The sequence below is a fragment of the Saccharothrix obliqua genome, assembly GCF_019375475.1.
GTDB lineage: Bacteria > Actinomycetota > Actinomycetes > Mycobacteriales > Pseudonocardiaceae > Actinosynnema > Actinosynnema obliqua.
Window position 1 is genome coordinate 452521 of record NZ_JAHXGQ010000005.1, and the last position, 24347, is coordinate 476867.

Annotated in this window: 24 protein-coding genes; 17 read left to right on the forward strand and 7 right to left on the reverse strand. The window is 70.9% G+C overall.

All coding sequences use genetic code 11. The features are described 5' to 3' along the window. Nucleotides 1-33 precede the first annotated feature (33 nt). On the forward strand, nt 34-1284 hold the full coding sequence (locus tag KZQ38_RS18960) for an MFS transporter (RefSeq protein WP_219443425.1): 1251 nt from the start codon (nt 34-36) through the stop codon (nt 1282-1284). A gap of 1281 nt (nt 1285-2565) precedes the next feature. Here KZQ38_RS18960 and glgA read toward each other — a convergent pair. Next, a complete protein-coding gene (gene glgA / locus KZQ38_RS18965; protein WP_219443426.1) occupies nt 2566-3726 on the reverse strand; it encodes a glycogen synthase in 1161 nt (386 codons plus the stop codon). A 104-nt stretch (nt 3727-3830) separates the two neighbouring features. Here glgA and glgC point away from each other — a divergent pair, with 104 nt between their 5' ends. Further along, nucleotides 3831-5045, forward strand: coding sequence for a glucose-1-phosphate adenylyltransferase (gene glgC, locus KZQ38_RS18970; RefSeq protein ID WP_219443427.1), 1215 nt, complete (start codon nt 3831-3833; stop codon nt 5043-5045). Here glgC and KZQ38_RS18975 read toward each other — a convergent pair. Continuing rightward, nucleotides 5032-5412 carry a cupin domain-containing protein gene (locus tag KZQ38_RS18975; protein WP_219443428.1) on the reverse strand — a complete coding sequence of 127 codons (381 nt, stop codon included), beginning with the start codon at nt 5410-5412 and terminating at the stop codon, nt 5032-5034. The two genes, glgC and KZQ38_RS18975, sit on opposite strands and share 14 nt — an antisense overlap. Nucleotides 5413-5464: 52 nt before the next feature. Here KZQ38_RS18975 and KZQ38_RS18980 point away from each other — a divergent pair, with 52 nt between their 5' ends. The 5 genes from KZQ38_RS18980 to tatB all read left to right on the forward strand — a co-directional run bounded on the left by KZQ38_RS18980 (nt 5465) and on the right by tatB (nt 10100). After that, nucleotides 5465-6427, forward strand: a complete 963-nt coding sequence (locus KZQ38_RS18980; protein WP_219443429.1) for a helix-turn-helix domain-containing protein — start codon at nt 5465-5467, stop codon at nt 6425-6427. A 182-nt stretch (nt 6428-6609) separates the two neighbouring features. Continuing rightward, the gene (gene sigE, locus KZQ38_RS18985; RefSeq protein ID WP_219443430.1) at nt 6610-7182 is read left to right on the forward strand and encodes an RNA polymerase sigma factor SigE; all 573 of its coding nucleotides are present in this window, start codon (nt 6610-6612) and stop codon (nt 7180-7182) included. Then, nucleotides 7179-7811, forward strand: a complete 633-nt coding sequence (locus tag KZQ38_RS18990; RefSeq protein WP_219443431.1) for an anti-sigma factor — start codon at nt 7179-7181, stop codon at nt 7809-7811. The genes sigE and KZQ38_RS18990 overlap by 4 nt, the downstream gene beginning before the upstream one ends. A 273-nt stretch (nt 7812-8084) precedes the next feature. After that, nucleotides 8085-9635, forward strand: a complete 1551-nt coding sequence (locus KZQ38_RS18995; RefSeq protein WP_219443432.1) for a S1C family serine protease — start codon at nt 8085-8087, stop codon at nt 9633-9635. 45 nt (nt 9636-9680) lie between these two features. Next, complete coding sequence (tatB, locus tag KZQ38_RS19000; protein ID WP_219443433.1) at nt 9681-10100, forward strand: Sec-independent protein translocase protein TatB; 420 nt, start codon at nt 9681-9683, stop codon at nt 10098-10100. A gap of 343 nt (nt 10101-10443) precedes the next feature. On the opposite strand, the gene KZQ38_RS19005 is transcribed toward tatB, so the two are convergent. After that, entirely contained in the window at nt 10444-11571 is a 1128-nt protein-coding gene (locus tag KZQ38_RS19005) for an Mrp/NBP35 family ATP-binding protein (protein ID WP_219443434.1), read from the reverse strand. Between the two features lie 185 nt (nt 11572-11756). On the opposite strand from KZQ38_RS19005, the gene KZQ38_RS19010 reads away from it, so the two are divergent. After that, a complete protein-coding gene (locus KZQ38_RS19010) occupies nt 11757-12230 on the forward strand; it encodes a MarR family winged helix-turn-helix transcriptional regulator (RefSeq protein ID WP_308258469.1) in 474 nt (157 codons plus the stop codon). A 34-nt stretch (nt 12231-12264) separates the two neighbouring features. On the opposite strand, the gene KZQ38_RS19015 is transcribed toward KZQ38_RS19010, so the two are convergent. Then, nucleotides 12265-12774 carry a DUF1003 domain-containing protein gene (locus KZQ38_RS19015; RefSeq protein WP_219443436.1) on the reverse strand — a complete coding sequence of 170 codons (510 nt, stop codon included), beginning with the start codon at nt 12772-12774 and terminating at the stop codon, nt 12265-12267. After that, nucleotides 12767-14011, reverse strand: coding sequence for a magnesium transporter MgtE N-terminal domain-containing protein (locus KZQ38_RS19020; protein WP_219443564.1), 1245 nt, complete (start codon nt 14009-14011; stop codon nt 12767-12769). The genes KZQ38_RS19015 and KZQ38_RS19020 overlap by 8 nt, the downstream gene beginning before the upstream one ends. A 167-nt stretch (nt 14012-14178) precedes the next feature. Between KZQ38_RS19020 and KZQ38_RS19025 the strand changes: the two genes are divergently transcribed. Further along, entirely contained in the window at nt 14179-15012 is an 834-nt protein-coding gene (locus KZQ38_RS19025) for a PhzF family phenazine biosynthesis protein (protein ID WP_219443437.1), read from the forward strand. A 25-nt stretch (nt 15013-15037) separates the two neighbouring features. On the opposite strand, the gene KZQ38_RS19030 is transcribed toward KZQ38_RS19025, so the two are convergent. Then, nucleotides 15038-15895 (reverse strand): aminoglycoside phosphotransferase family protein, encoded by an 858-nt coding sequence (locus KZQ38_RS19030; protein WP_219443438.1) that lies wholly within the window; start codon nt 15893-15895, stop codon nt 15038-15040. 47 nt (nt 15896-15942) lie between these two features. Beyond that, on the reverse strand, nt 15943-16281 hold the full coding sequence (locus KZQ38_RS19035; protein WP_308258470.1) for a hypothetical protein: 339 nt from the start codon (nt 16279-16281) through the stop codon (nt 15943-15945). Between the two features lie 113 nt (nt 16282-16394). On the opposite strand from KZQ38_RS19035, the gene KZQ38_RS19040 reads away from it, so the two are divergent. The 8 genes from KZQ38_RS19040 to KZQ38_RS19075 all read left to right on the forward strand — a co-directional run bounded on the left by KZQ38_RS19040 (nt 16395) and on the right by KZQ38_RS19075 (nt 24111). Next, complete coding sequence (locus KZQ38_RS19040) at nt 16395-17354, forward strand: HpcH/HpaI aldolase/citrate lyase family protein (protein WP_219443439.1); 960 nt, start codon at nt 16395-16397, stop codon at nt 17352-17354. A gap of 47 nt (nt 17355-17401) precedes the next feature. After that, the gene (locus KZQ38_RS19045) at nt 17402-17605 is read left to right on the forward strand and encodes a hypothetical protein (protein ID WP_219443440.1); all 204 of its coding nucleotides are present in this window, start codon (nt 17402-17404) and stop codon (nt 17603-17605) included. A gap of 25 nt (nt 17606-17630) precedes the next feature. Further along, nucleotides 17631-18824, forward strand: a complete 1194-nt coding sequence (locus KZQ38_RS19050) for an acyl-CoA dehydrogenase family protein (RefSeq protein ID WP_219443441.1) — start codon at nt 17631-17633, stop codon at nt 18822-18824. A gap of 419 nt (nt 18825-19243) precedes the next feature. After that, on the forward strand, nt 19244-19735 hold the full coding sequence (locus tag KZQ38_RS19055; protein ID WP_219443566.1) for a YflT domain-containing protein: 492 nt from the start codon (nt 19244-19246) through the stop codon (nt 19733-19735). Between the two features lie 165 nt (nt 19736-19900). Next, complete coding sequence (locus KZQ38_RS19060) at nt 19901-21142, forward strand: ABC transporter substrate-binding protein (protein ID WP_219443442.1); 1242 nt, start codon at nt 19901-19903, stop codon at nt 21140-21142. Continuing rightward, complete coding sequence (locus KZQ38_RS19065) at nt 21139-22077, forward strand: carbohydrate ABC transporter permease (RefSeq protein WP_308258471.1); 939 nt, start codon at nt 21139-21141, stop codon at nt 22075-22077. The genes KZQ38_RS19060 and KZQ38_RS19065 overlap by 4 nt, the downstream gene beginning before the upstream one ends. After that, a complete protein-coding gene (locus KZQ38_RS19070) occupies nt 22077-22922 on the forward strand; it encodes a carbohydrate ABC transporter permease (RefSeq protein WP_219443443.1) in 846 nt (281 codons plus the stop codon). Before KZQ38_RS19065 ends, KZQ38_RS19070 begins: the two co-directional genes overlap by 1 nt. A 4-nt stretch (nt 22923-22926) precedes the next feature. Then, nucleotides 22927-24111: an ABC transporter ATP-binding protein gene (locus KZQ38_RS19075; RefSeq protein WP_219443444.1), complete on the forward strand. Its 1185-nt coding sequence runs from the start codon at nt 22927-22929 to the stop codon at nt 24109-24111. Nucleotides 24112-24347 lie beyond the last annotated feature (236 nt).

Sequence of the window (24347 nt, forward strand, 5' to 3'; positions counted from 1 at the left end):
TGCGCATTGGACGCATCGGTTAGCGTCGAGAACATGCCCAGTCGCCTGCACCTGGCCACCGCGTCCACCGGCTTGGCGACGTTCGCGCTGCTGTACGCGCCGCAGCCGGTGCTGCCGCAGCTCGCCGCCGAGTTCGGCCTGCGGCCGGGTGCGGCGTCCCTCGCGGTGAGCGCGGCGACCGGCGCGCTGGCGATCGCGGTCATCCCGTGCTCGGTGCTCGCCGAACGCATCGGCAGGCGACGGGTCATCGTCTGGTCGGTCCTGGCGGCGGCGGTGCTCGGGCTGCTGCTGCCGATCGCGCCGACCTACCCGGTGTTCCTCGCGCTGCGGGTGCTCCAGGGGCTCGCGACGGCGGGCGTCCCGGCGGTGGCCATGGCGTTCCTCGCCGACGAGGCGAAGTCCGTCGGCACGGCGATCGGCGCGCTGGTGGCGGGCAACAGCGCGGGCGGCATGATCGGCCGGCTGCTCGCGGGCTTCGCCGCGGACTGGTTCGGCTGGCGCGGCGCGTTGCTGGCGGTGGCCGTGTTCGGGCTCGGGTGCGCGGTGGTCACGGCCGTGTTCCTGCCCGCGGGCAGGCAGGCGCGTGAGCGCGAACGCGGACTGCGGTCGGCGTTGACCGACCGGGTCCTGCTGGTCCAGTACGCCGTGGCCGTGCTCGCCGTGGCGGCGTTCGTGTCGTTGTTCAACGTGATCTCGTTCCGGCTGGCGCTGCCGCCGGGCGTCGCGTCCCTGGTGTTCCTGTCCTACGCGGCGGGCGGGGTGTGCTCGGCGTTCGCGGGCAGGCTCGCCGACCGGCACGGCCGGGCGCCGGTGCTGCTCGGCGCGCTCGCCGTGACGGCGGTCGGCGCGCTGGTCACGCTGCCGGACCAGGTGGCCGTCGTCGCCACCGGGCTGGCCGTGTTCACCGGCGGCTTCTTCGCCGCGCACGCCGTGGCGAGCGGTTGGGTCGGCGCGCGTGCCCGCGTGAAGGGACCGGCGTCCGGCGTGTACCTGTGCGCGTTCTACGTGGGTTCCAGCGCGGGCGGCACCGCGGGCAGCGCCACCTACCAGGCGTGGGGCTGGTCGGGGCTGGTCGTGCTGGTGCTCGGCTGGCTCGCGGTGGCCGCGCTGGCGGTGGCGTTGGTTCAGCGCTCCAACGACACGGTCACGGCACCGGTGGACTCCAGGGCCGTCGCGCCCAGCACGGGCAGCGCGACCTCGCCGGAGGTCACCGACACCTCCACCGACCGGGCGTCGGCGGGCACCTCCACGACCACGGCCACCGGGAACGCCTCGCCGCCGTAACGCGCGCCGACCAGGGGCGCGCGGGACTTGTCCGGCAGGGTGACCGCGATCAGGTCCTTGGTGACCGTCGCGCCCGGCACCTGCGGCAGGCCCGCGCCCTGGACGCGCAGCTCCAGCAGCGCCTTGTCCGGCGCGGACGCGGTGACCAGGGTGTACCGGTCGTCGGCGCTCACCGGGCGCTGACGGCCGAGCCGGGCGCGCTGCACCTCCAGCGAGCCCGCCTGGTCGCCGAGCTTCACCGGCAGCTTCGCCGTCGGCGGCTCGGCGGGCGTGGGCTCGCGGTGCAGCACGGCCCAGTCGCCGGCGGTGCGCCGGCCGGAGGGCACCTCCACCCGCTGCTCCAGGGACTTCGGTCCCACGGTGTCGAGCACCAGCTCCTCCGGGCCGCCCGCGTCCGGCACCGTGTAGACCACGAACACGTGCCCCGACTCGGGCAGCCGGTCCACCGGCAGCCGGTGGCGGCGGCCGGGCACCTGGAGGGACAGCTCGGGCCGCTGGGGGTCCCAGCCGAGCCACGGCCCCTGCTGGAACGCCGAGTCGGTGTCGGTCAGCCGCTCCACGGCCAGGCGCAGCACGCGCAACCGCACCCCGTGCTCGGCCCGCAGCTCGCCCTTCGGGGTCGACCAGGACTCCGGCGTCGCGTAGCCGGTGACCCGGGTGAGGAGCTGGTCGTCGCGGAGCAGGCCGGTGGCCTCGGGCACGGTGCGGCCGTCGTCGGGCAGCACCGCCAGGAAGTCCGGGCCCGCCTCGCCGACGCCCTGGTCGGCCTCGGCCACGCGGCCGTCGGTGCGGACCAGCTCGCCCAGCGGCGTGCTGCGGTTGCCCGGCGCGGGCACCTGCGGCGGCTGCACCTCCAGCCGCACGCCGGCGTCGCCCCGCTCGACCTCCTTGAGCGGCACCGGCACCCAGTCGGTCGCCGCGGCCGTGCCCGGCACCTGGACCGGGCCGCACCACAGCCGGTGGTCCACCTCGGTCTTCGCGTCGGCGCGGGCGAACCAGCAGTTGACCGCCTCGCTGCCCGCCCGCGCCACGTAGCCGAAGCTCAGCGTGTAGCTGAGCTGGGCCTCCGCCGCCATCTGGAGGCCCTGCGGGTCCACCACCGGCCGACCGCCCATGGTGAGCCCCGGCGCGGTGAGCTGTTCCGGCGCGGCGGTGCCGCACCCGGCCGCGAGCAGGACGGCGAGGGCGAGCCCCACCCGACGCATGTGACCCCCAGTAGTTGATCCCCTACTGGTTAAAGGCGGTCACCCCTCTATCGGGTTGTCACGTGTGACGCGCGTCTCACCGGGCCGAGAGGACGCTCCGGTAGACGTCCACCGTCTGCTCGGCCACCGTCGCCCACGAGAACTCCCGCACCGCGCGCTCGCGGCCGGCCTCGCCGAACGCCCGCGCCTTCGCCGGGTCGCCCAGCACCTCGTTCACCGCGTCCGCCAGCCCGGTCCGGAACGCCGCCACGTCCGCCTCGTCGTAGTGCACCAGCAGGCCCGTCCGGCCGTGCGCCACGACCTCCGGGATGCCACCCACGTCCGACGCGACGACGGCCGTGCCGCACGCCATCGCCTCCAGGTTCACGATGCCCAGCGGCTCGTACACCGACGGGCACACGAACACCGCCGAGTGGCTGAGGATCTGCTTGACCTCGTCCGGCTCCAGCATCCGCTGGATCCACACCACGCCCGGCCGCGCCGCCGCCAGCTCCGCCACCGCGACCCGCGTCTCCTCCGCGATCTCCGGCGTGTCCGGCGCGCCCGCGCACAACACCACCTGCGCGTCGTGCGAGATCCGGTGTGCCGCCGCGACGAGGTGACCCACGCCCTTCTGCCGGGTGATCCGCCCGACGAACGTCACGATCGGCTTCGCCGGGTCGATCCCGTGCCGCGTCAACGCATCCGTGTCCGGCACCGGGTGGTAGGCCGCGGTGTCGATGCCGTTGCGCACCACGTGCACGCGTGCCGGGTCCAGCGCCGGGTAGCAGTCCAGGACGTCGGCCCGCATTCCCTCGCTCACCGCGATCACCGCGTCCGCCGCCTCGTACGCGGACTTCTCCACCCACGACGAGATCCGGTACCCGCCGCCGAGCTGCTCGGCCTTCCACGGCCGGCGCGGCTCCAGCGAGTGCGCCGTCACCACGTGCGGCACGCCGTGCAGCAGCTTCGCCAGGTGCCCGGCCATGTTGGCGTACCAGGTGTGCGAGTGGGCCAGGTCCACCCCGCCCAGCGCCGCCGCGATCTCCAGGTCCGCCGACAGCACGCCCAGCGCCGGGTTCACCGCCTCCAGGCCCGGTGCCGGGAGGTACGCCAGGGCGTCCGGTCGCGGCCCGCCGAAGGCGTGCACCGCCACGTCCACCAGCTCGCGCAGCCTCGGCACCAGGGCGCCGACGTGCACCCCGGCTCCGCCGTAGACCTCCGGCGGGTACTCCCGTGTCAGCAGTCCAATTCGCACGCCGCCCACCGTAACCCCGCGCACCGGGACGTCCGGGTGAACAAGCGGAGTTTGCGTTACTTCGCCGTTGGTGGGCCGGTGCCGGCCCGGTTAGGGTCGTTGTCGTGAAAGGGCAACCGCATGTACTAGGAATTGTCCTCGCCGGTGGCGAAGGCAAACGGTTGTGGCCGTTGACCGCCGACCGGGCAAAGCCGGCGGTGCCCTTCGGCGGTAACTACCGGCTCGTCGACTTCGTGCTCTCCAACCTCGTCAACGCAGGTTTCGTCAAGCTCTGCGTCCTCACGCAGTACAAATCCCATTCACTCGACCGCCACATCTCGACCACCTGGCGGCTGTCCAACGTCCTCGGTCAGTACGTCACGCCGGTGCCCGCGCAGCAGCGCCTCGGCCCGCGTTGGTACACCGGCTCGTCCGATGCGATCTTCCAGAGCCTCAACCTGGTCTACGACGAGAAACCCGACCACGTCGTGATCTTCGGCGCGGACCACGTCTACCGGATGGACCCGGGCCAGATGGTGGACCAGCACGTCGAGACCGGCGCGGGCGTGACCGTGGCGGGCATCCGCGTGCCGCGTGCCGAGGCGAAGGCGTTCGGGTGCATCGACTCGGACGAGTTCGGCCAGATCACCCGGTTCCTGGAGAAACCCGCCGACCCGCCGCACGTGCCCGGCGACCCGGAGGTCACGTTCGCCTCCATGGGCAACTACGTGTTCACCACGGAGGCGTTGCTGGAGGCGTTGCGCGCGGACGCGGCGAACCCCGACTCGGCGCACGACATGGGCGGCGACATCATCCCCATGCTGGTCGACCAGGGGCAGGCGCACGTCTACGACTTCGCCGACAACGTGGTGCCGGGTGAGAGCGACCGCGACCGCGGTTACTGGCGCGACGTCGGCACCATCGACGCCTACTACGAGGCGCACATGGACCTGGTGTCGGTGCGCCCGGTGTTCAACCTCTACAACCAGGCGTGGCCGATCCGCACGGCGACCCCGCCGCTGCCGCCGGCGAAGTTCATCGCGGGCGGCAGCGCCGAGGACTCCATGGTGGGGCCGGGCTCGATCATCTCCGGCACCGTCCACGGTTCGGTCGTCTCGTCCGACGTGGTGGTGGAGACCGGTTCCGTGGTGCAGGGCTCGGTGCTGCTGCCCGGTGTCCGCATCGGCCGGGGCGCGGTGGTCCGCCGCGCCATCCTGGACAAGAACGTGGTCGTCCCGGACGGCGCGTTGATCGGCGTGGACCCGGCCACCGACCGGCAGCGCTACACCGTCTCGGCGGGCGGCGTGACCGTGCTCGGCAAGGGTGTCACCGCGCAGTGACCGGGTGGCCGGTCGTCGCGTCGACGTGGTCGGGGACCTCTTCCGAGGGGACCCCGACGCTCGACGTGCCGGTCGGCTCCACCACCACGATCCGCGCGCCGTCCCGCGACGACGGCTTGTGCTCGACGCCGCGCGGCACCACGAACACGTCACCGCGTCCCAAGTGGACCACCCGGTCCCGCAACGCGATGTCCAGTTCGCCGTCCAGCACGAGGAAGAACTCGTCGGTCTCGGGGTGCGCGTGCCACAGGTGCTCGCCCTTCACCTTCGCGATGCGGACGTCGTAGTCGTTCACCGCGGCCACGATGCGCGGGCTCCACAAGGCGTCGAAGCTGGCGAAGGCCGCGTCCAGGTTCACCGGTTCCATGACGTGATCATGGGGGCTCCCGGCGGGTGTCGGTGAGTGCTAGGAATCGCACATGCCGCCTGATTCCTCGCACCGGGTCGCGATGGTCGTCGACAACGGCTCGAACCCGTTCGAAATGGGGGTCGCGACCGAGTTGTTCGGCTTGAGCCGGCCCGAGCTGGGCGACCGGCCGTGGTACTCGTTCACGCTCTGCGCGTCCGGCCCGGTGACGATGAGCCACGGTTTCTTCACGTTGTCCGGCGTGCCCGACCTGTCGGCGCTGGACGACGCGGACACGGTGATCGCGCCCAACCGGCCCGACCCGCTGACCCCGCCGCCCGAACCGGTGCTGGCGGCGTTGCGCCGGGCCCGCGCCAGGGGCGCCCGCCTGGTCGGCTTCTGCACCGGCGCGTTCACCCTCGCGCACGCGGGCGTGCTGGACGGCCGCCGCGCCACGACCCACTGGCGGTGGGCCGACGAGTTCCGCGCGTTGTTCCCGCGCACCGCGTTGGTGCCGGACGTGCTGTACGTGGCCGACGAGGACGTGCACACCGCCGCCGGCAGCGCCGCCGCGCTCGACCTCGGCCTCCACCTGATCCGCCTCGACCACGGCGCGGAGGTGGCGAACGCGGTGTCCCGCCGGCTGGTGTTCGCGGCGCACCGCGACGGCGGGCAGCGCCAGTTCGTGGCCCGCCCCGTGCCACCCGTGCGGGACCGCTCGCTGGGCGACGTGCTGGCCTGGGCGCGGGAACGCCTGGCCGAACCCCTCACCGTGCCCGCGCTCGCCGCCGCGGCGGCGCTCAGCCCGGCCACCCTGCACCGGCGGTTCCGCCGCGAACTCGGCACCACGCCGCTGGCCTGGCTCACCGCCGAGCGCGTCGACCTGGCGCGGGTCCTGATCGAGCGCGGCGAGACCCGGCTGGACGTCGTGGCGCGCCGCTCCGGCCTCGGCTCGCCGTCGAACCTGCGTGCCCAACTGCGTCGCCGTACGGGCCTGAGCCCCACCGACTACCGCAAGCGCTTCGGCGTCGCCTAGGCGGACGGCGTCGTCCCAGGTCGGCGGAATTCTCAGCAGCCTCTCAGGCGGTTCTCACGATGGTTATAAGCGAGCCCGGCACGCTATGTGTCAGCGCAGGACGCCACGGGAACACGAGAGCCGCAGCGACCGTTGATCCGTGCAGCAGGGCAGCCGGCCCACTGGAGGTGCTTCACCGCCCGATGCCAACGCAGCCGTTTACCGCGACCGCACCCATCGACGACACGGAGTGGATCGTGCCGACGTGGGACCAGGTCGTCCGCGATCACGCCGACCGGGTGTACCGGCTGGCCTACCGCCTGACCGGCAACCAGCACGACGCCGAGGACCTCACCCAGGAGACGTTCATCCGGGTGTTCCGGTCCCTCGCGTCGTACCAGCCGGGCACGTTCGAAGGCTGGCTGCACCGCATCACCACGAACCTGTTCCTGGACATGGTTCGCCGGCGGTCCAAGTTCCGCATGGAGGGCCTGCCCGACGACGCCGACCGCGTCGCCGGTGACGACCCGTCACCCGAACAGGTTTACACCGACACCCACCTGGACCCCGACCTCCAGGCGGCGCTGGACGAGCTGCCGCCCGACTTCCGCGCCGCAGTAGTGTTGTGTGACGTCGAAGGGTTGTCGTACGAGGAGATCGGCGCGACCCTCGGCGTGAAACTGGGTACCGTGAGGAGCCGGATCCACCGGGGCAGGCAGGCCCTGCGTGCCTCACTGGAACGCCGTCGGGGTCTTGTTCAGGAGGACTCTGCATGACCGATCTGCGAGGTTGGCAACTGCCCGAGCAGCACCTGCTGCCCGACGCGGTCGTCGCCTTCGTCGACGGCGAGCTGTCGTCGTCGGCCCACAGCCGGGCGTCCGCGCACCTGGCGCGCTGCCCGTTCTGCGCGGCCGAGGCGTACTCGCAGCAGCAGGCCAGGTCGGCGGTGCGCGCGGCGGAGACGCCCAGTGCCCCGGCGGGCCTGCTGGCGAGGCTCGGCGCCATCCCGCAGGAGGTCGACCTGCCCAGCGCACCGGACGGCCTGGCCGTGACCGACGACGGCAGGCTGGTCGCCGTGCAACGCCCGGACCGGGTCGCCTTCGGCACCGGTCCGGTCCTGGGCCAGAGCCGCCCCTTCGGCACCGGCAGCCGCTTCGGCAGCCGCGCCCGGCAGGGCGCCGGCGTCGTGGTGTCCGGCCTCATGCTGGGCGCCCTGGCCCTGGTCGTGCCGGGCGGCGAGGACCAGGCCCGGCAACCGGACCAGGGAGCGGCCCCACCCCCACCCCAGGTGGCCGGACCCAGGGTCGCGGGCAACACCGAACCGGCCAACCTGCTCCACCCCTCGGCGGACTCCACCCCCGCCCAGCCCAGGCCGGCAGCGACCAACGCCCTCTTCGCCCGCTAGCGGCCCCCGGGCAGCCGACAGGACAGCCTCCGGCACCGCCCCCCGGCACCGCCCCCCCCGGCACCGCCCTCCCGGCACCGCCCTCCGCACCGCACCCGCTCTCGTCAGCGCGCCTACCGCGGTCGCGGTCGCGTCCTGCGCCGGGACTCTGACGATGGCTTTACCGCTGAACGGGCACCATACGACCGCCAGGCGAGCCAAACTGATGTGCGCGGAATGCGTCATCGACGGTCCGGCCGGCGATGATCGGGCTACACCTACGTGCGGGGAGCGATGAGCGAGCCAGAACAGGGGAACGGGACCCCCAGGTCCGGCGTGGACGACGGGGCGCACCGCAGGCTCGCACCACGTCCCCTCAACCGCCCGCCCGTGGACCCCGGCCAGGCCGCCGTCTTCGGCAGGCCGTCCGGCGTGCCGGGCGCGTTCGCCGGCCGCCCGGCCAACGGTTCGGCCACCGCACCAAACGGGGTAAATGGGGTAAACGGGGTCCAACTGGCTCCTCCTCCCCCGGAGGCGCTCAGTACGGCCTTCGGCCGTCCTCAGGGCACCTCCGAACTGCTCCAACGGCCTCCGGTCGACGTGAACGGCGAACCCGAGGTCGAGCCCGTCTTCTGGGAGGGCAAGCCCGCCGGGGACTCGTGGCGCGACCCGGGCGCGAGCGCCGTCATCGGCCCTCCCGCCGTCACCGAGGAGCCCGAGAAGTCCGAGGCCCCCGCGGTCACGGCCGTGGGGCCGCAGCTCAGCATCCCGGAACTGCTCTTCGGCCGGCGCGTCAAGCCGACCGCCCTCGCGCTGCTCGCCGTCATCGCGCTCGCGGTCGGCGCGGTAGGTGGACTGGTCGGCTGGTCCGCCGGCCGGGTCGGGAACCCGCTCACCGACGGCGGCGTCACGTTGGCCGAGGTGCAGCCGGGCAAGGAGCGCCCGGTGGGTTCGGTGTCGGACATCGCCAAGCGCGTCACGCCGAGCGTCGTCTCCATCGAGTTCAAGGGCTCGAACGTGGCGGGCGTCGGCTCCGGGGTCCTCATCGACCGCGGCGGGTACATCGTCACCAACGACCACGTCGTGGCCCCGGCCGTGCAGGACACGTCGGCCAAGCTGACCGTCGTGTTCACCGATGGCAAGCGGGCCGTGGCGCAGGTCGTGGGCCGGGACTCGAAGTCCGACCTCGCCGTGATCAAGGTCCAGGTGGACAACCCGACCGTGATCCAGTTCGGCAACTCCGACGACCTCGCCGTGGGTGACGCCGTGCTCGCGATCGGCTCTCCGCTGTCCTTGTCGAACACCGTGACGGAGGGCATCGTCAGCGCCCTCCACCGCCCCGTCACCGCCGCCGGCGAGAACGGCGGCCCCCAGGTGACCTACGACGCGATCCAGACCGACGCGGCCATCAACCCGGGCAACTCCGGCGGTGCGCTGGTCGACTCGTCGGGCAGCCTCGTCGGCATCAACTCGTCCATCCGCACGGAGACCGGTGGTTCCGTCGGCCTCGGGTTCGCCATCAGCGGCAACTACGCGCGCAAGATCGCCCAGGCCCTCATCCGCGACGGCCAGGTGAAGCACGCGGACATGAACATCAACGTCCGCTCCGTCTCCGCGGAGACCGCGGAGGGCGCGAAGGTGCAGAACGTCCTGGAAGGCGGTGCCGCCGCAGCCGCCGGCATCCAGGAGGAGGACGTGATCACCCGCGTCGGCGACCGCATGGTCCGCAACGCCGCGGAGTTGACCGTTGCCGTACGAGGGCATGAAATCGGGGAAACGGTCCCGGTCGTGCTGGCCAGGCAGGGCCGGGAGCTGACCGTGCAGGTGACGCTGCGGTCGGACTGACGGCTACCCTGAACCCGGGCGGCAGTCGGCGGAGGTGACAGGCGAGTGTTCGAAAACATCGGCTGGGTTGAACTGCTTTTGATCATCGTCGCGGGCTTGTTCATCCTCGGCCCGGAACGCCTACCCTCGGCCGCCGCGTGGGTGGGCAAGACCATGCGCCAGGTCCGCGATTACGCGACCGGCGCCCGCGACCAGCTCAAGCAGGAGATGGGCCCGGAATTCGAGCAGCTCCGGAAACCCCTCGAGGACCTGCGAGAACTCCGCAACTTCGACCCCAAGCGGGCCATCACCAAGCACCTGTGGGACGACGCGCCGACAACGACCAACGGCCAGAGCAAGCCCAACGGCTCCTCCGGACCGCACACGACGGCCCCGCAGCCCGGCCCGACCGGCGCCCGCGAACGGGAACGCGAACGCCCCTTGCAGCAAGGCGAACGCCCCCCGTACGACCCGGACGCCACCTGACAAAAGCCGGAACCAAAAACACCACACAAACCGGCAAAAACACCCAAGCGCACCGGCAATCACCCCGCGCGCGCTTCGCACTACCGAACCAGCACAAACCCGCCCGCTGCGTGTCATCCCCGTATGGCCTGCGCGCCAGCGAACCGCGCTCGTTCCCAGGGCGCAAACACGCTCTTCGTTTGCGCCCTGGGAACGAGGGTGGTTGTCTTGACCAGGCCATACGGGGATGACACGCAGCCCTTGATGTCATCCTTGGCGGCCTGCCAAGCGGCGAGCGTCGCTTTTAATCCCGAGGTATCCCCAGCGAGGGACGGCCTCCGCAACGGGCCGGGTCAGCGAGGGCTCAGCGCCCAGCCGGCGACACGTTCAACAGCCGCCCCGCCAACCCCCGGGACCGCACCGACATCTTCGCGGCCACCGAGGTCAGCACCTGCGCGGCAGGCGACTCCGGCTCGGCGAGGACGATCGGCGTCCCGGCGTCACCCTGCTCCCGCAGGCGCGGGTCCAGCGGCACCTGCCCCAGCAGCGGCACCTCGGCTCCCACGGCCTGCGTCAGCGACGAGGCCACCGCCTCACCGCCCCCGGACCCGAACACGTCCATCCGCGTCCCGTCCGGCAGCTCCAGCCACGACATGTTCTCGATCACACCGGCGATCCGCTGCCGCGTCTGCATGGCGATGGACCCGGCGCGCTCGGCGACCTCCGCCGCGGCCTGCTGCGGCGTCGTCACCACCAGGATCTCGGCGTTCGGCACGAGCTGCGCCACCGAGATCGCGACGTCGCCGGTGCCCGGCGGCAGGTCGAGCAGCAGCACGTCCAGGTCGCCCCAGAACACGTCGGCGAGGAACTGCTGCAACGCCCGGTGCAGCATCGGTCCGCGCCACACGACCGGGGTGTTGCCGGAGGTGAACATCCCGATCGAGATCAGCTTCACGCCGTGCGACTGCGGCGGCATGATCATCTTCTCGACCTGGGTGGGTCGGGCCTCGGTGCCCAGCATCCGCGGGATCGAGTGGCCGTAGATGTCGGCGTCGACCACGCCCACCGACAACCCGCGCGCCGCCATCGCGACCGCCAGGTTGACCGTGACGCTCGACTTGCCGACCCCGCCCTTCCCGGACGCGACGCAGTACACCCGCGTCAGCGAGCCCGGTTGGGCGAACGGGATGACCGGTTCCTCGACGCCGCCCCGCAGGGACTTCCGCAGCTCCGTGCGCTGGGCGTCGCTCATCACGTCCAGCGCCACGCGGACCGAGGTCACGCCGTCCAGCGCCTGCACGGCGGAGGTCACGTCCGCGGTGATCTTGTCGCGCATCGGGCAGCCCGCGACGGTCAGGTACACCCCGACGTCCACGACCCCGTCTTCGACCGACACGGACTTCACCATGCCGAGGTCCGTGATGGGTCGCCGGATCTCCGGGTCCTGCACGGCGGCTAGCGCCTTGTTCACGTCGTCAACGCTCGGGGTCACGGGATCGCCTTCTTCGGGGGTGGGCCACCCATGCTACTTCCGGGGGGCTCGGGGTCAGGGTCGGGAGCACGAGGACGGAGAAGAGGAGCTGGGCCGGAGGGCGGGCGAGAGCTGCCAAGAGATCCCCGCACGCAACGTCGGACCTGCGCGCAGCCGGTTGCGTGCTTTCCGTAACATTGCTACCCGTGCCGGAAACCGGAAGTGCCCGGTTGCCCACCCGAGCGGAACTCGGGGTGTGGCGATCCTTCCTCCGGGCCCATGCGCGGCTCACCCGGATCATGGAAGCCGAACTGATCGCCGAGCAGCGACTCTCGCTCGCGGCCTACGACGTCCTCGTGCAGCTCTCCGAGGCACCGCAGTACCGACTGCGGATGACGGAACTGGCGGACGCCGTCCTGCTGTCCCGCTCCGGCGTGACCCGGCTCGTCGACCGGCTGGAACGCGCCGGTCTCGTGCTGCGGGAACGCGCGGACGGCGACGGCCGGGGCGTGGTCGCCGTGCTGACCTCGTCGGGGCTGGAACGCCTGCGCACCGCGTCGGGCACACACCTCGCCGGGGTGGTGCGGCACTTCGCGGAGGTGTTCACGAACTCCGAGCTGGAGGCGTTCGGGCGGGCTTGCGAGCTGTTGGCTTCCTCTTCCCCCGAGGAGGTGCTGTAGCCGCCGACCCCGCCGACCCCGCCGACCCGCCGACTCACGACGACACGTCGTCCCAACGCGCGTCGTCCTTCGCCGCCTTGCGCCGCTGCTCGCGGAACACCCGGTCCAACTCGCCGCGCAGGAAGTCCCGCGTGGCGACCTCGCCGAGCGCGATCCGCAGCGCGGCCAGCTCCCGCGCCAGGTACTCGGTGTCCGCCTTGGTCTGCGCGGCACGCGCCCGGTCCTCCTCCAGCGACACCCGGTCCCGGTCGTCCTGCCGGTTCTGGGCGAGCAGGATCAGCGGCGCGGCGTACGCGGCCTGCGTGGAGAACGCCAGGTTGAGCAGGATGAACGGGTACGGGTCCCACTGGAGCGACACCGCCGCCAGGTTCAGCGTGATCCACACGACCACGATGAGCGTCTGCCAGAACAGGAACTTCCCGGTGCCGAGGAACCGGGCCAGCCGCTCGGAGAAGCGCCCGAACGCCTCCGGGTCGAGCGAGAACCGGAACCGGCCGGGTGGGCGCGGCTGGTCGAGCCGGCGGCGCGGCAGCAGCTCAGGCATGGGTCAGCCCCGTTTCCCGCCAGTTGTCCGGCAGCAGGTGGTCCAGCACGTCGTCCACGGTCACCGCGCCCAGCAGGTGGTCCGCCTCGTCCACCACGGGGCCGCAGACGAGGTTGTACGCGGCGAAGTACCTGGTCACGTCGCTGAGCGACGCGTCGGGCGACAGGGTCGCCAGGTCCGTGTCCAGCACGCCCGCCACCAGGTCGGACGGTGGTTCCCGCAGCAGTCGTTGGATGTGCACGCAGCCCAGGTACCTCCCGGTGGGGGTGGCGGTCGGCGCGCGGCACACGAACACCATGCTCGCCAGTGCGGGTGTCAGGTCCGGGTTGCGCACGTGCGCCAGTGCCTCCGCGACGGTGGCGTCCGGGGCGAGCACCACCGGCTCGGGCGTCATCAGGCCGCCCGCCGTGTCGAAGCTGTACTCCAGCAGCCGCCGCACCGGCGCCGACTCGGCGGGCTCCATCAGCTCCAGCAGCCGGTCCTTGTCGTCCTCGGGCAGCTCGGCGAGGAGGTCGGCGGCGTCGTCCGGGTCCATCGCCTCCAGCACGTCCGCGGCGCGCTCCTCGTCCAGGTGCGCCAGGAGGTCCTTCTGGTCGTCCTCCGCCATCTCCTCGATCACGTCCGCCAGGCGCTCGTCGTCCAGGGCCTCGGCCACCTCGTACCGCCGCTTGACCGGGAGGCTGTGCAGGGCCAGCGCCACGTCCGCCGCCCGCATCGTCTCGAACACCGCGATCAGGTGCTGCGCGCCCTGCGGCTGGTTCGCCAGTTCGGTGACCGACAGGCCGGTCAGGTCCTCCCAGCGCACCACCTTCACCGGGCCGCGCCTGCCCAGCCGCCCGGTGCGCTCGCGGACCGCGACGCGGGACATCCGCCAGTCCCGGGTGCGGGTCGGCTCCATGGCCGCGTCCACCAGGACGGCGCTCGCGCCTTCCGCGGTGCGCACCCGCGCGTCGAGCAGTTCGCCCACCACCAGGACCTCGTTGGTGCGCTGGTGGAAGTGGCGCAGGTTCACCGAGCCCGTGGCGAGGGTCACCGCGTTCGGTTCGATCGAGGTCACGCGGAGCATGGGCACGAAGATGCGGCGGCGGGTGGCCAGTTCCAGCACCAGGCCCAGCACGCGTGGCGGTTGTCGGTCCACGCGCAGGCCGACCACCAGGTCGCGGACCTTGCCGATGGATTCCCCGTCCGGCCCGAAGACGGGGAGTCCGGCGAGTTGAGCGGCGAAAACGCGGTTCACAACCACGCTGAAGAGGCTAACCAAGGTCGGCTCGTGTTGCTCTGGGGAAACGACGTCGGAGAAGGCGGGGTCGGGAGGAGGCGGGGTCGGAGAAGGCGGGGTCGGGAGGAGGCGATGAGAGGCGAGGAGAAGCGGTGGGAGGCTTTGCTTCGAGCTACTGTCAACGCGTGCTCGACTACGACCTGCTGGACGTGTTCACCGACCAGCTGTTCACCGGGAACCCCCTGGCGGTGGTGCACGGCGCGGGCGACCTGCCCGACACCCGCCTCCAAGCGGTGGCGAACGAGTTCGGGCTGTCCGAGACGGCGTTCCCCCTGCCGCCGACCCACCCCGACGCCCACTACCGCCTGCGCATCTTCAGCCCGACCGGCGAACTCCCGTTCGCGGGCCTGCCGAGCATCGGCACGGCGTGGCTGCTCGCGTCCCGCGGCGTGATCCCCAGTGGCGTGGTCGTGCAGCAGACGGCGCGTGGCCTGCACGAGGTGACCACCACCCCGAACGGCGCGGAGCTGGCGGGCGACACCCCATCCGTCGGCGACTACCTCGACGCCGGACCGCCGGCGAACGCGCTGGGCCTGTTCCTGTCCGATGTGGATGGTCACGCCGGCGTCGCGGGCGCGGGGGTGGACTTCACGTTCCTCCCGGTGAAGGAGGACGCGGTGGCACGCGCCCACCCGCGGCAGGACCTGGCCGGGCACGTGCCGGGGCGGGGGTTGGTGCCGGTGCACTTCGCCGGCGGTGTCGCGCACGTGCGGATGTTCCGGGTGAGCGGGGGAGAGGACCCGGCCACCGGGTCGGCCGCGCTCGCGCTCGGAGTGTTCCTGGTGGACCGGGGGTTGCTCCCGCCGGAGGGCGAGCACCGGTTCTCGGTGCGGCAGGGTGTCGAGGTGGGTCGTCCGTCCACTCTGGAGTGCTCGGTGACGGCGGTCGGCGGGGTGGCGACGCACGTGCGGGTCTCGGGTGGGGTGGTTCCGGTCGCCGAGGGGAAGATGCGGGTCTGATCAGATGCCGGAGATGCGGGTCTGATCAGATCCGGACCTGTGGCCGAAGCTCCGCCGACACCCATGCGCAGAACTCGGCGAGTTCTTCCTCCCCGCTGGAAAGGCCCCACAACCACGTGTCCACCGCCCGGTAGAACGTCCACGCGACCGCGCGCCCCGCGTCCAACTCGCCCACGTCGCACAACACCGAGATCCGGTCCCGCAGCCCGCGAACCCCGTCGATCTCACGGGCCCGGTTCCACAACAGCGGGATCAACGAGAACTCGCGGTCGCCGGACACCGGTTTCGGGTCGATCATCAACCACGGCTCCCGCTCCCCGCGCAGCACGTTCGCGTAGTGCAGGTCCTCGTTGACGAGCGTGGTGCCGGCGGTGGCCGCGAGCGCCTGCCCGACCTCCGTCGCGAGCCGCGTCAAGCGTTCCGGGACGGGGCCGCCCTCCGCCACCAGGTCGTCCACCTCGACGCGCCGGAACTCCGGCCCCGCGGGCGTCCGCAGCCGCCGCAACAACCCGCCGGCGACGGACAACGCCTCCTCCAGCGGCACGTCCAGCAGCGACCACCCGTGGTCCAACCGCTCCAGCAGCAGCGCGCCGTGCTCGTCGTCGTGGTCGAGCAGTCGCACCACGCCGCGGCCGTCCCACGCCCGCAGCGCCGCCGGCTCCTGCCGCGTCTCCTCGTCCAGCCAGGTCAGCTTGAGCACCGCCGGGTGGCCGTCGGCCTGCCGCACCGGGAGCACCACGGCCACGTAGCCGTGCATGAGCGCGCCGTCCGGGGTGAGGTTCCAGCGTGCGCAGAAGCGGGTGGCCAATGCGGGGAGCGTTGCTCGCCAGGCCAGTGCTGCTTCGCCGAGGTTCTCGGCGAATCCTGGGGGTACTTCGATCATTTCTGCTCCGGGTTCAGCTTCGGGTCTGGGGCCGGGAAGCATCGGGGTCACGGAACTGGTTCCAACCGGTACACCGACTCCCACCGGGCCTCCCCGTTGAGCCGCGCCCCCCGAAGAGCCGCAGAAGTGTCCTCGTCGGGAACCACGAGCCGCGCGACGGCGGGAGCGGTCAACAGGTGCGAGTGGGTCGACGGCGACCGGACGGTGAGCGTGCACGCCACGCCGTCGGACAAGCCCGGCACCTCCTGCTCCCCGCCGCCGACCGCCACGAGCAGCGCGTCGTCCCGCCACAGCGCCCACACCAGCCGCGCCGGCCCACCACCCGCCGAAACCCACACGGCGGCGGCCTTCCGGAGCGCGTTGTCGAGCAGTCGTGTGATCTCCACCGGTTCAGCCTGCCACGCCCCTGTGAGCCGGGACTCACGGAATAGCGGCCGACCACCCGGCGTGCCACGCTGCCCGGAGCGGATTGTTACCGGTCGGTACAAGGAGGTACCCAGTGGTCGACCAGCAGCGTCCCCGTCGCTCGTGCCTGGCCGTGCCCGGTTCCAGTCAGAAGATGATCGACAAGGCCCGCACGCTGCCCGCGGACCAGGTCTTCCTCGACCTGGAGGACGCCTGCGCCCCACTGGCCAAGCCCGGCGCGCGCAAGACCATCGTCGCCTCGCTCAACGAGGGCGGCTGGGGTGACCGGACCCGCGTGGTGCGCGTCAACGACTGGACCACCGAGTGGACCTACCGCGACGTCACCGAGGTCGTGGAGGGCGCGGGCGCGAACCTGGACTGCGTCATGCTGCCCAAGGTCCAGACCGCGGAGCAGGTGCACGCGCTGGACCTGCTGCTCACCCAGATCGAGAAGACCATGGGTTACGAGGTCGGCCGGATCGGCATCGAGGCCCAGATCGAGAACGCCCTCGGCCTGACCAACGTCAACGCGATCGCCACCGCGTCCCCGCGCGTGGAGACCATCATCTTCGGGCCGGCCGACTTCATGGCGTCGATCAACATGAAGTCGCTGGTGGTCGGCGAGCAGCCGCCCGGCTACGACGTCGGCGACGCCTACCACTACATCCTGATGCAGATCCTGATGGCCGCCCGCGCCCACGGCAAGCAGGCCATCGACGGGCCGTACCTCCAGATCCGCGACGTGGAGGGGTTCCGGCGCGTGGCGGGCCGGTCGGCCGCGCTGGGCTTCGACGGCAAGTGGGTGCTGCACCCCGGCCAGATCGAGGCGGCGAACGAGGTGTACAGCCCGAAGCAGGAGGACTACGACCACGCCGAGAACATCCTCGACGCGTACGACTACTACACGTCCGAGGCGGGCGGGAAGCGCGGCGCGGTGATGCTCGGTGACGAGATGATCGACGAGGCGTCGCGGAAGATGGCGCTGGTGATCTCGTCCAAGGGGCGCGCGGCGGGGATGTCGCGGACAGACGTGTGGTCGCCTGCTTCTGAGTGAGGTTGACCCAAGCCCTCCCGAGAACTGGTGACCCTACGCACAACAGGGTGGCGATCAAGCTGCCCGACCTGTGCATGGTGTTCCCCATGGCCAGACACGCCGCCCCCAAACGCGGGCTCTTCCGCCGACGACCCGCCGACGACCTGCTTGAGCGCAGCATCCGCACCTGCCCCGACTGCACGGCCGATGTCCACGTGTTCGCCGAGGTGTGCAGGCACTGCGGCGGGGAGTTGGAGTTGGCGGCCGGCTGATCGGGCGGGGGAGAGAGGAGCCGAGATGGCCCGCCTGGCCCAGACCGCCGGACTGACCGACGTGCAGGAGGAGATCCTCGCCACCGTCCGCACCTTCGTGGACCGCGAGATCATCCCCCACGCCCAAACCCTGGAGCACGGTGACGCGTACCCGGCGGACATCGTCGAGGGGATGAAGGAGATGGGCCTGTTCGGGCTCACGATCCCCGAGGAGTTCGGCGGGCTCGGCGAGTCGCTGCTGACCTACGCCCTGGTGGTCGAGCAGATCGCCCGCGGCTGGATGTCGGTCTCCGGCGTGATCAACACTCACTTCATCGTGGCCCACATGCTCAAGCAGCACGGCACGGCGGAGCAGAAGGAGAAGTACCTGCCCCGCATGGCGACCGGCGAGGTGCGCGGGTCGTTCTCGATGTCCGAGCCGGAGTTGGGCTCGGACGTGGCGGCGATCCGGACCCGCGCGGCGCGCTCCGGCGATCTTTACGTGGTGGACGGCCAGAAGATGTGGCTGACCAACGGCGGCACGTCCAACCTGACCGCGGTGCTGGTCCGCACCGACGAGGGCGCGGAGAAGCCGCACAAGAACCTCACGGCGTTCCTCGTGGAGAAGCCCGAGGGCTACGGCGAGGTGCTGCCCGGGCTGACCATCCCCGGGAAGATCGACAAGATGGGCTACAAGGGCGTCGACACCACCGAGATGGTGTTCGACGGGTTCCGGATCGCGGCCGACCAGGTGCTGGGCGGCGTCCCGGGCGAGGGTTTCCGGCACATGATGGACGGCGTCGAGGTCGGCCGGGTGAACGTCGCGGCCCGCGCCTGCGGCATCGCGTTGCGGTCGTTCGAGCTGGCCATCGAGTACGCCCAGCAGCGCCGCGCGTTCGGCAAGCCGATCGTCGAGCACCAGGCCATCGGGTTCAAGCTCGCCGAGATGGCGACGAAGGTCGAGGCCGCCCACCTGATGATGGTCAACGCCGCGCGGTTGAAGGACTCCGGGGCGCGGAACGACGTCGAGGCCGGGATGGCGAAGCTCATGGCGTCGGAGTTCTGCGCGGAGGTCACGCAGGAGGCGTTCCGCATCCACGGCGGGTACGGGTACTCCAAGGAGTACGAGATCGAGCGGCTGATGCGGGAGGCGCCGTTCCTCTTGATCGGCGAGGGGACCAGCGAGATCCAGAAGACGATCATCAGTCGGGGGTTGTTGCGGGAGTACCGGGCGCGGTGAGTGCGTCCCCTCGGGATTAAAAGCGACGCTCGCCGCTTGGCAGGCCGCCAAGGATGACGTTGAGGGCTGCGTGTCATCCCCGTATGGCCTGGTCAAGACAACCACCCTTGGTCAGGGAGGGCAAGCGAAAAGCGTGCTTGCCCTCCCTGACCAAGCGCGGTTCGCTGGCGCGCAGGCCATACGGGGATGACACGCAGCGGGGCCTGGTGTGTGCGCTGCGCGTAGCAGGTGGGCGTCTGTGTGCGCTGCGCGTGTTCTGGTATGTGAAAAGTGGTCGTGTTGGGTGCTTCAGGTCACGGAAGAGTTGAGTTCCGGGTTACCCGTTTCGCGCTGTTCGCCCTGCCTTGGCAGGATGGGGGTGATCAGCAGAAGAGGTGGTCTCCGTGACGAGTTCCTTCTCCGGCCAGAACCGGCCCGGTATGCCGCCGCGCCTGCCAACGCCGCCCAGTGGGTGGCCGATCGGCTCCTACGCCACCTACGAGGAGGCGCAGCGCGCGGTCGACTTCCTCGCCGACGGTGACTTCCCCGTCCAGGAGGTGACCATCGTGGGTGTGGACCTCATGCTGGTCGAGCGGGTCACCGGGCGGCTCACGTGGGGGCGGGTGTTGGGCACCGGGGCTGCTTCGGGTGCCTGGTTCGGTCTGTTCGTGGGTGTTCTGCTGTCCTTGTTCAACACGACGCCGGGCGCGAGCTTCGGGCCGATCCTGGTCGGGTTGGTCGTGGGTGTCGGGTTCGGGTTGATCTTCGCGGCCGTCGGGTACGGGTCCGCTCGTGGCAAGCGGGACTTCCAGTCGGCCAGCCAACTGGTCGCCGGTCGCTACGACGTGCTGTGCCAACCGCGTTCCGCCGAGCGGGGGCGTGACCTGCTGGCCAAGTTGGCGATGCGGCCCTCCGACGTTCCGAAGGACTAGGGGTTTCGATTCCGTGATCACCGGGTAAGGCCCTTCCGGGCTCCGGTGGTTGCGGCACCTGATCACCGGGCCTACGTTCGTTCCACCGGTTTCGGCCGGTGTGGCACGACGGGGTGCCGGGCGCTGCGGTCTGGCTCCTCCGATGTCGGGAAGGAGGCAGGGCCGATGAGGCGTCATCGGTTGGTCGCCGCCGGGAGTGTCGCGCTGGTCGCGGCTTCCGTGCTGGCGGGGTGCGGGTCGGGCGAGGACGGGACCGTCGTCAACGTCTACAAGTACCCGCAGGAGAACTTCCAGAAGATCGTCGACGGCTGCAACGAGCGGGCCGACGGCTACCGGATCGTCTACCACAAGCTGCCTCGCGAGGCCGACGCGCAACGCGAGCAGATGGTGCGCCGGCTCGCGGCGGGCGACACCGGGATGGACGTGCTGGGCCTGGACGTCACGTGGACCGCCGAACTCGCCGAAGCCGGGTGGATCAAGGAGTTCACCGGTCAGGACAAGGCACGGGTGGAGAGCGGGACGCTGTCGACGCCGCTGGAGACCGCCCGCTACCAGGGTCGGCTGTACGGGGCGCCGGACAACACCAACGTCCAGTTGCTCTGGTACCGGAGCGACCTCGTCGACACCCCGCCGAAGACGTGGGACGAGATGATCTCGCAGGGCGCCCGGCTGAAGGCCGAGGGCAAGCCCGGCCTGGTGGAGGCGCAGGGCAAGCAGTACGAAGGGCTCGTCGTCCTCTTCAACACCCTCGTCAACTCCGCGGGCGGGGAGGTCCTGAACGACGACGGCACCGAGGCCGTCGTGGACGACAAGGCCGTGCAGGCGCTGGAAGTGCTGAAGCGGTTCGCCACGTCCGAGGTGGTCGACCCGTCGTTCGCGAACTTCGCCGAGGACGAGGCGCGGCTGGCGATGGAGAACGGCCACGCGGCCTTCATGCTGAACTGGCCGTTCGTCTACGCGGCGGCGCAGAAGAAGCCCGACTTCGCGAAGAACTTCAAGTGGGCGCCGTACCCCTCGGTGGACGGCGGCCCCGCCAAGGTCACCGTGGGCGGTGTCAACTACGCGGTCAGCTCCTACACCCGGCACTCCGCCGAGTCGTTCGACGCCGTGGCGTGCCTGCGCAGCGCGGAGAACCAGAAGTTCGCGGCCATCAACGACGGTGTCCCGCCGACCATCGAGTCGGTCTACGAGGACCCGGAGATGGCGGAGCCCTACCCGATGAAGGAAGCCATCCTGGAGACGCTGAAGAACGCGAGCGTCCGGCCGCGCACCCCGGCGTACCAGAACGTGTCGACGGTGATCTCCACGATCCTCTCCCCGCCCGGCTCGATCGAGCCGCGGGCCACGGCGGACCGGCTGCGCGAGGAGTTGCAGGCCGCGCTCGACTCGAAGGGGGTGCTGCCGTGAGCCACGCGCTGCCGGAGGCAGAACCGGGCGCCCGGCCCGCGAAAGCGGCGTTGAGCGAGGGCAAGAAGGCGGAGCGGCGGCTCGGGCTGCTGCTGTGCGCACCCGCGGTCCTCGTGATGGCGGCGGTCGCGGGGTGGCCGATCATCTACTCGCTCTGGCTGTCGTTGCAGCGGTACGACCTGAAGTTCCCCGACAAGCAGGAGTTCGTCGGCCTGGACAACTACGTGACCGTGCTGTCCAGCCCGTACTGGTGGAACGCCATGTGGATCACGATCGTGATCACCGTGGTGTCCGTGGCGATCGAGCTGGTGCTGGGCATGGCGCTGGCGCTGATCATGCACCGCACGCTGGTCGGGCGCGGCATCGTGCGGACGTCCACCCTGATCCCGTACGGCATCGTGACGGTCGTGGCGGCGTTCTCGTGGCGTTACGCGTGGACGCCCAACACCGGCTACCTGGCCGAGACCATCGCGGGCGGCGAACCGGTGCTGACCCAGAAGGTGCCGGCGGTGCTGGCCGTCATCCTGGCCGAGATCTGGAAGACGACGCCGTTCATGGCGTTGCTGCTGATGGCCGGCCTGGCGCTGGTGCCGGACGACCTGCTGAAGGCGGCGGCGGTGGACGGGGCGAGCGCGTGGCAGCGGTTCACCAGGGTGATGGTGCCGGTGATGAAGCCCGCGATCCTGGTGGCGCTGCTGTTCCGCACGCTCGACGCGTTCCGCATCTTCGACAACCTGTTCGTGCTCACCGGTGGTTCACAGGGCACGTCGTCGGTCTCGATGATCACCTACAACAACCTGATCAAGGGCCTGAACCTGGGCATCGGCTCCACCATGTCGGTGCTGATCTTCATCGCGGTGGCGATCATCGCGTTCATCTTCATCAAGCTGTTCGGCACGGCCGCGCCGGGCACCGATCGCGGGGGGAGGCGCTGATGGCGGGCATCGGTGGTGCCGAGACCCCGGCCCGCAAGGCGCGGTGGGCGGTCCTCAACACCCTCGTGGTGGCGTACGCGTTGTTCCCCGTCCTGTGGATCGTCTCGTTGTCGTTCAAGACGAAGGAGACGTTGGCGGACGGGAACTTCATCCCCCGTGCGTGGACGCTGGACAACTACGCGGCGATCTTCTCCACCACGGAGTTCGTGCGCGCGCTGGTGAACTCCATCGGCATCGCGGTCATCGCCACGGTGATCGCGGTGGTGTTCGGCACGATGGCCGCCTACGCCATCGCCCGCCTGGACTTCCCCGGCAAGCGCGTCCTGGTGGGCGTCTCGCTGCTGGTGTCGATGTTCCCGCAGATCTCGCTGATCTCGCCGCTGTTCGAGATCGAGCGGACGCTCGGGCTGTTCGACACCTGGCCCGGCCTGATCCTGCCGTACATCACGTTCGCGCTGCCGCTGGCCATCTACACGCTCTCGGCGTTCTTCCGGGAGATCCCGTGGGAGCTGGAGAAGGCGGCGAAGATGGACGGCGCGACGCCCGGCCAGGCGTTCCGCCGGGTCATCGCGCCGCTGGCCGCGCCGGGCGTGTTCACCACGGCGATCCTGGTGTTCATCTTCTGCTGGAACGACTTCCTGTTCGCGATCTCGCTGACCTCGACCGAGCGATCGCGGACCGTCCCGGTGGCGCTGTCGTTCTTCACCGGCAGCTCGCAGTTCGAGGACCCGACCGGGTCGATCGCCGCCGCCGCGGTGGTGATCACCATCCCGATCGTCGTGTTCGTGTTGTTCTTCCAGCGTCGGATCGTCGCCGGGTTGACCTCCGGCGCCGTCAAGGGGTGAAGCGATGGCCGAGATCGTGCTCGACAAGGTGAGCAAGCAGTACCCCGACGGGGCGGTGGCCGTGCGGGACGTGGACATCGAGATCGCCGACGGCGAGTTCATCATCCTGGTCGGCCCGTCCGGCTGCGGGAAGTCCACGACGCTGAACATGATCGCCGGGCTGGAGGACATCACGTCCGGCGAGCTGCGCATCGGCGGCGAGCGGGTGAACGAGCGCGCGCCGAAGGACCGCGACATCGCCATGGTGTTCCAGTCCTACGCGCTCTACCCGCACATGACGGTGAAGGAGAACATGGCCTTCCCGTTGCGACTGGCCAAGGTGGACAACGCCACCGTGGAGAAGAAGGTGCGGGACGCGGCCGAGATCCTCGACCTCACCCAGCACCTGGACCGCAAGCCGGCCAACCTGTCCGGCGGCCAGCGGCAGCGCGTCGCGATGGGCCGCGCGATCGTGCGCAGCCCCAAGGCGTTCCTGATGGACGAACCGCTGTCCAACCTGGACGCCAAGCTGCGGGTGCAGATGCGCACCTCCGTGTCGCGGCTCCAGAAGCAGCTCGGGACGACCACGGTGTACGTGACGCACGACCAGACCGAGGCGATGACCCTCGGCGACCGGGTCGTGGTCATGCGGGGCGGCGCGGTGCAGCAGATCGGCGCGCCGCAGCACCTGTACGAACACCCGGCGAACCTGTTCGTCGCGGGGTTCATCGGCTCGCCGTCGATGAACTTCGTGCCCGCCGGCCTGGAGGACGCGGTGCTGCGGTCGCCGCTGGGCGACATCCCGCTCACCGACCGGGTGCGCGGGCTGCTGGCGGGCGGTGACGTGCCGCGCGAGGTGATCGTGGGGCTGCGGCCGGAGCACTTCGAGGACGCCCGGCTGGTCGACGACGCGGTGCGGGCCCACGGCGTCACGTTCACCAGCCACGTGGACGTGCTGGAGTCCATGGGTTCCGACAAGTACGCCTACTTCAGCCTGTCGGGCGAGCAGGCCACGTCGGCGGAGCTGGCGGAGCTGGCCGCCGACGCCGGTTCGGCGGACGTGCCGGGCGAGGGCGTGTCCCTCGTGACGCGGTTGTCCGCCGTGTCGACGGCTACGGAGGGTGAGCAGGCGGAGATCTGGTTCGACGCCGACAAGGTGCAGCTGTTCGACCCGAAGAACGGGCGCAACCTCACTTATTCCGGGAATTGAGCGGTCCGGGGGCCGTTCGGTGCGGGTGGGCGGCCCCCATTCACCGCACGTCACGATGCGTTACTGACCAGCCGAGACCATCGGCAGGAACGAACTTCGTAGGCCATTCAGCGCAGCCAACCCGCAGCTCGCCGCTTTCGCGCGGCTTTCGCTCCGGTCGGTCCCCACCCTGGTCGAAGGCGGGGATGACCCCGATCAACGGCGTCGGGGCAGGGGAGACCGCCGAGCACAGAAGA

What these genes read in the sequence shown, in the direction of transcription:
- KZQ38_RS18960 (WP_219443425.1), top strand. Translation starts at nt 34, where the DNA reads ATGCCCAGTCGCCTGCACCTGGCCACCGCGTCCACCGGCTTGGCGACG.
- KZQ38_RS18975 (WP_219443428.1), bottom strand. Translation starts at nt 5,412, where the DNA reads ATGGAACCGGTGAACCTGGACGCGGCCTTCGCCAGCTTCGACGCCTTG.
- KZQ38_RS18980 (WP_219443429.1), top strand. Translation starts at nt 5,465, where the DNA reads ATGCCGCCTGATTCCTCGCACCGGGTCGCGATGGTCGTCGACAACGGC.
- sigE (WP_219443430.1), top strand. Translation starts at nt 6,610, where the DNA reads ATGCCAACGCAGCCGTTTACCGCGACCGCACCCATCGACGACACGGAG.
- KZQ38_RS18990 (WP_219443431.1), top strand. Translation starts at nt 7,179, where the DNA reads ATGACCGATCTGCGAGGTTGGCAACTGCCCGAGCAGCACCTGCTGCCC.
- KZQ38_RS18995 (WP_219443432.1), top strand. Translation starts at nt 8,085, where the DNA reads ATGAGCGAGCCAGAACAGGGGAACGGGACCCCCAGGTCCGGCGTGGAC.
- KZQ38_RS19015 (WP_219443436.1), bottom strand. Translation starts at nt 12,774, where the DNA reads ATGCCTGAGCTGCTGCCGCGCCGCCGGCTCGACCAGCCGCGCCCACCC.
- KZQ38_RS19030 (WP_219443438.1), bottom strand. Translation starts at nt 15,895, where the DNA reads ATGATCGAAGTACCCCCAGGATTCGCCGAGAACCTCGGCGAAGCAGCA.
- KZQ38_RS19050 (WP_219443441.1), top strand. Translation starts at nt 17,631, where the DNA reads ATGGCCCGCCTGGCCCAGACCGCCGGACTGACCGACGTGCAGGAGGAG.
- KZQ38_RS19055 (WP_219443566.1), top strand. Translation starts at nt 19,244, where the DNA reads ATGCCGCCGCGCCTGCCAACGCCGCCCAGTGGGTGGCCGATCGGCTCC.
- KZQ38_RS19060 (WP_219443442.1), top strand. Translation starts at nt 19,901, where the DNA reads ATGAGGCGTCATCGGTTGGTCGCCGCCGGGAGTGTCGCGCTGGTCGCG.
- KZQ38_RS19070 (WP_219443443.1), top strand. Translation starts at nt 22,077, where the DNA reads ATGGCGGGCATCGGTGGTGCCGAGACCCCGGCCCGCAAGGCGCGGTGG.
- KZQ38_RS19075 (WP_219443444.1), top strand. Translation starts at nt 22,927, where the DNA reads ATGGCCGAGATCGTGCTCGACAAGGTGAGCAAGCAGTACCCCGACGGG.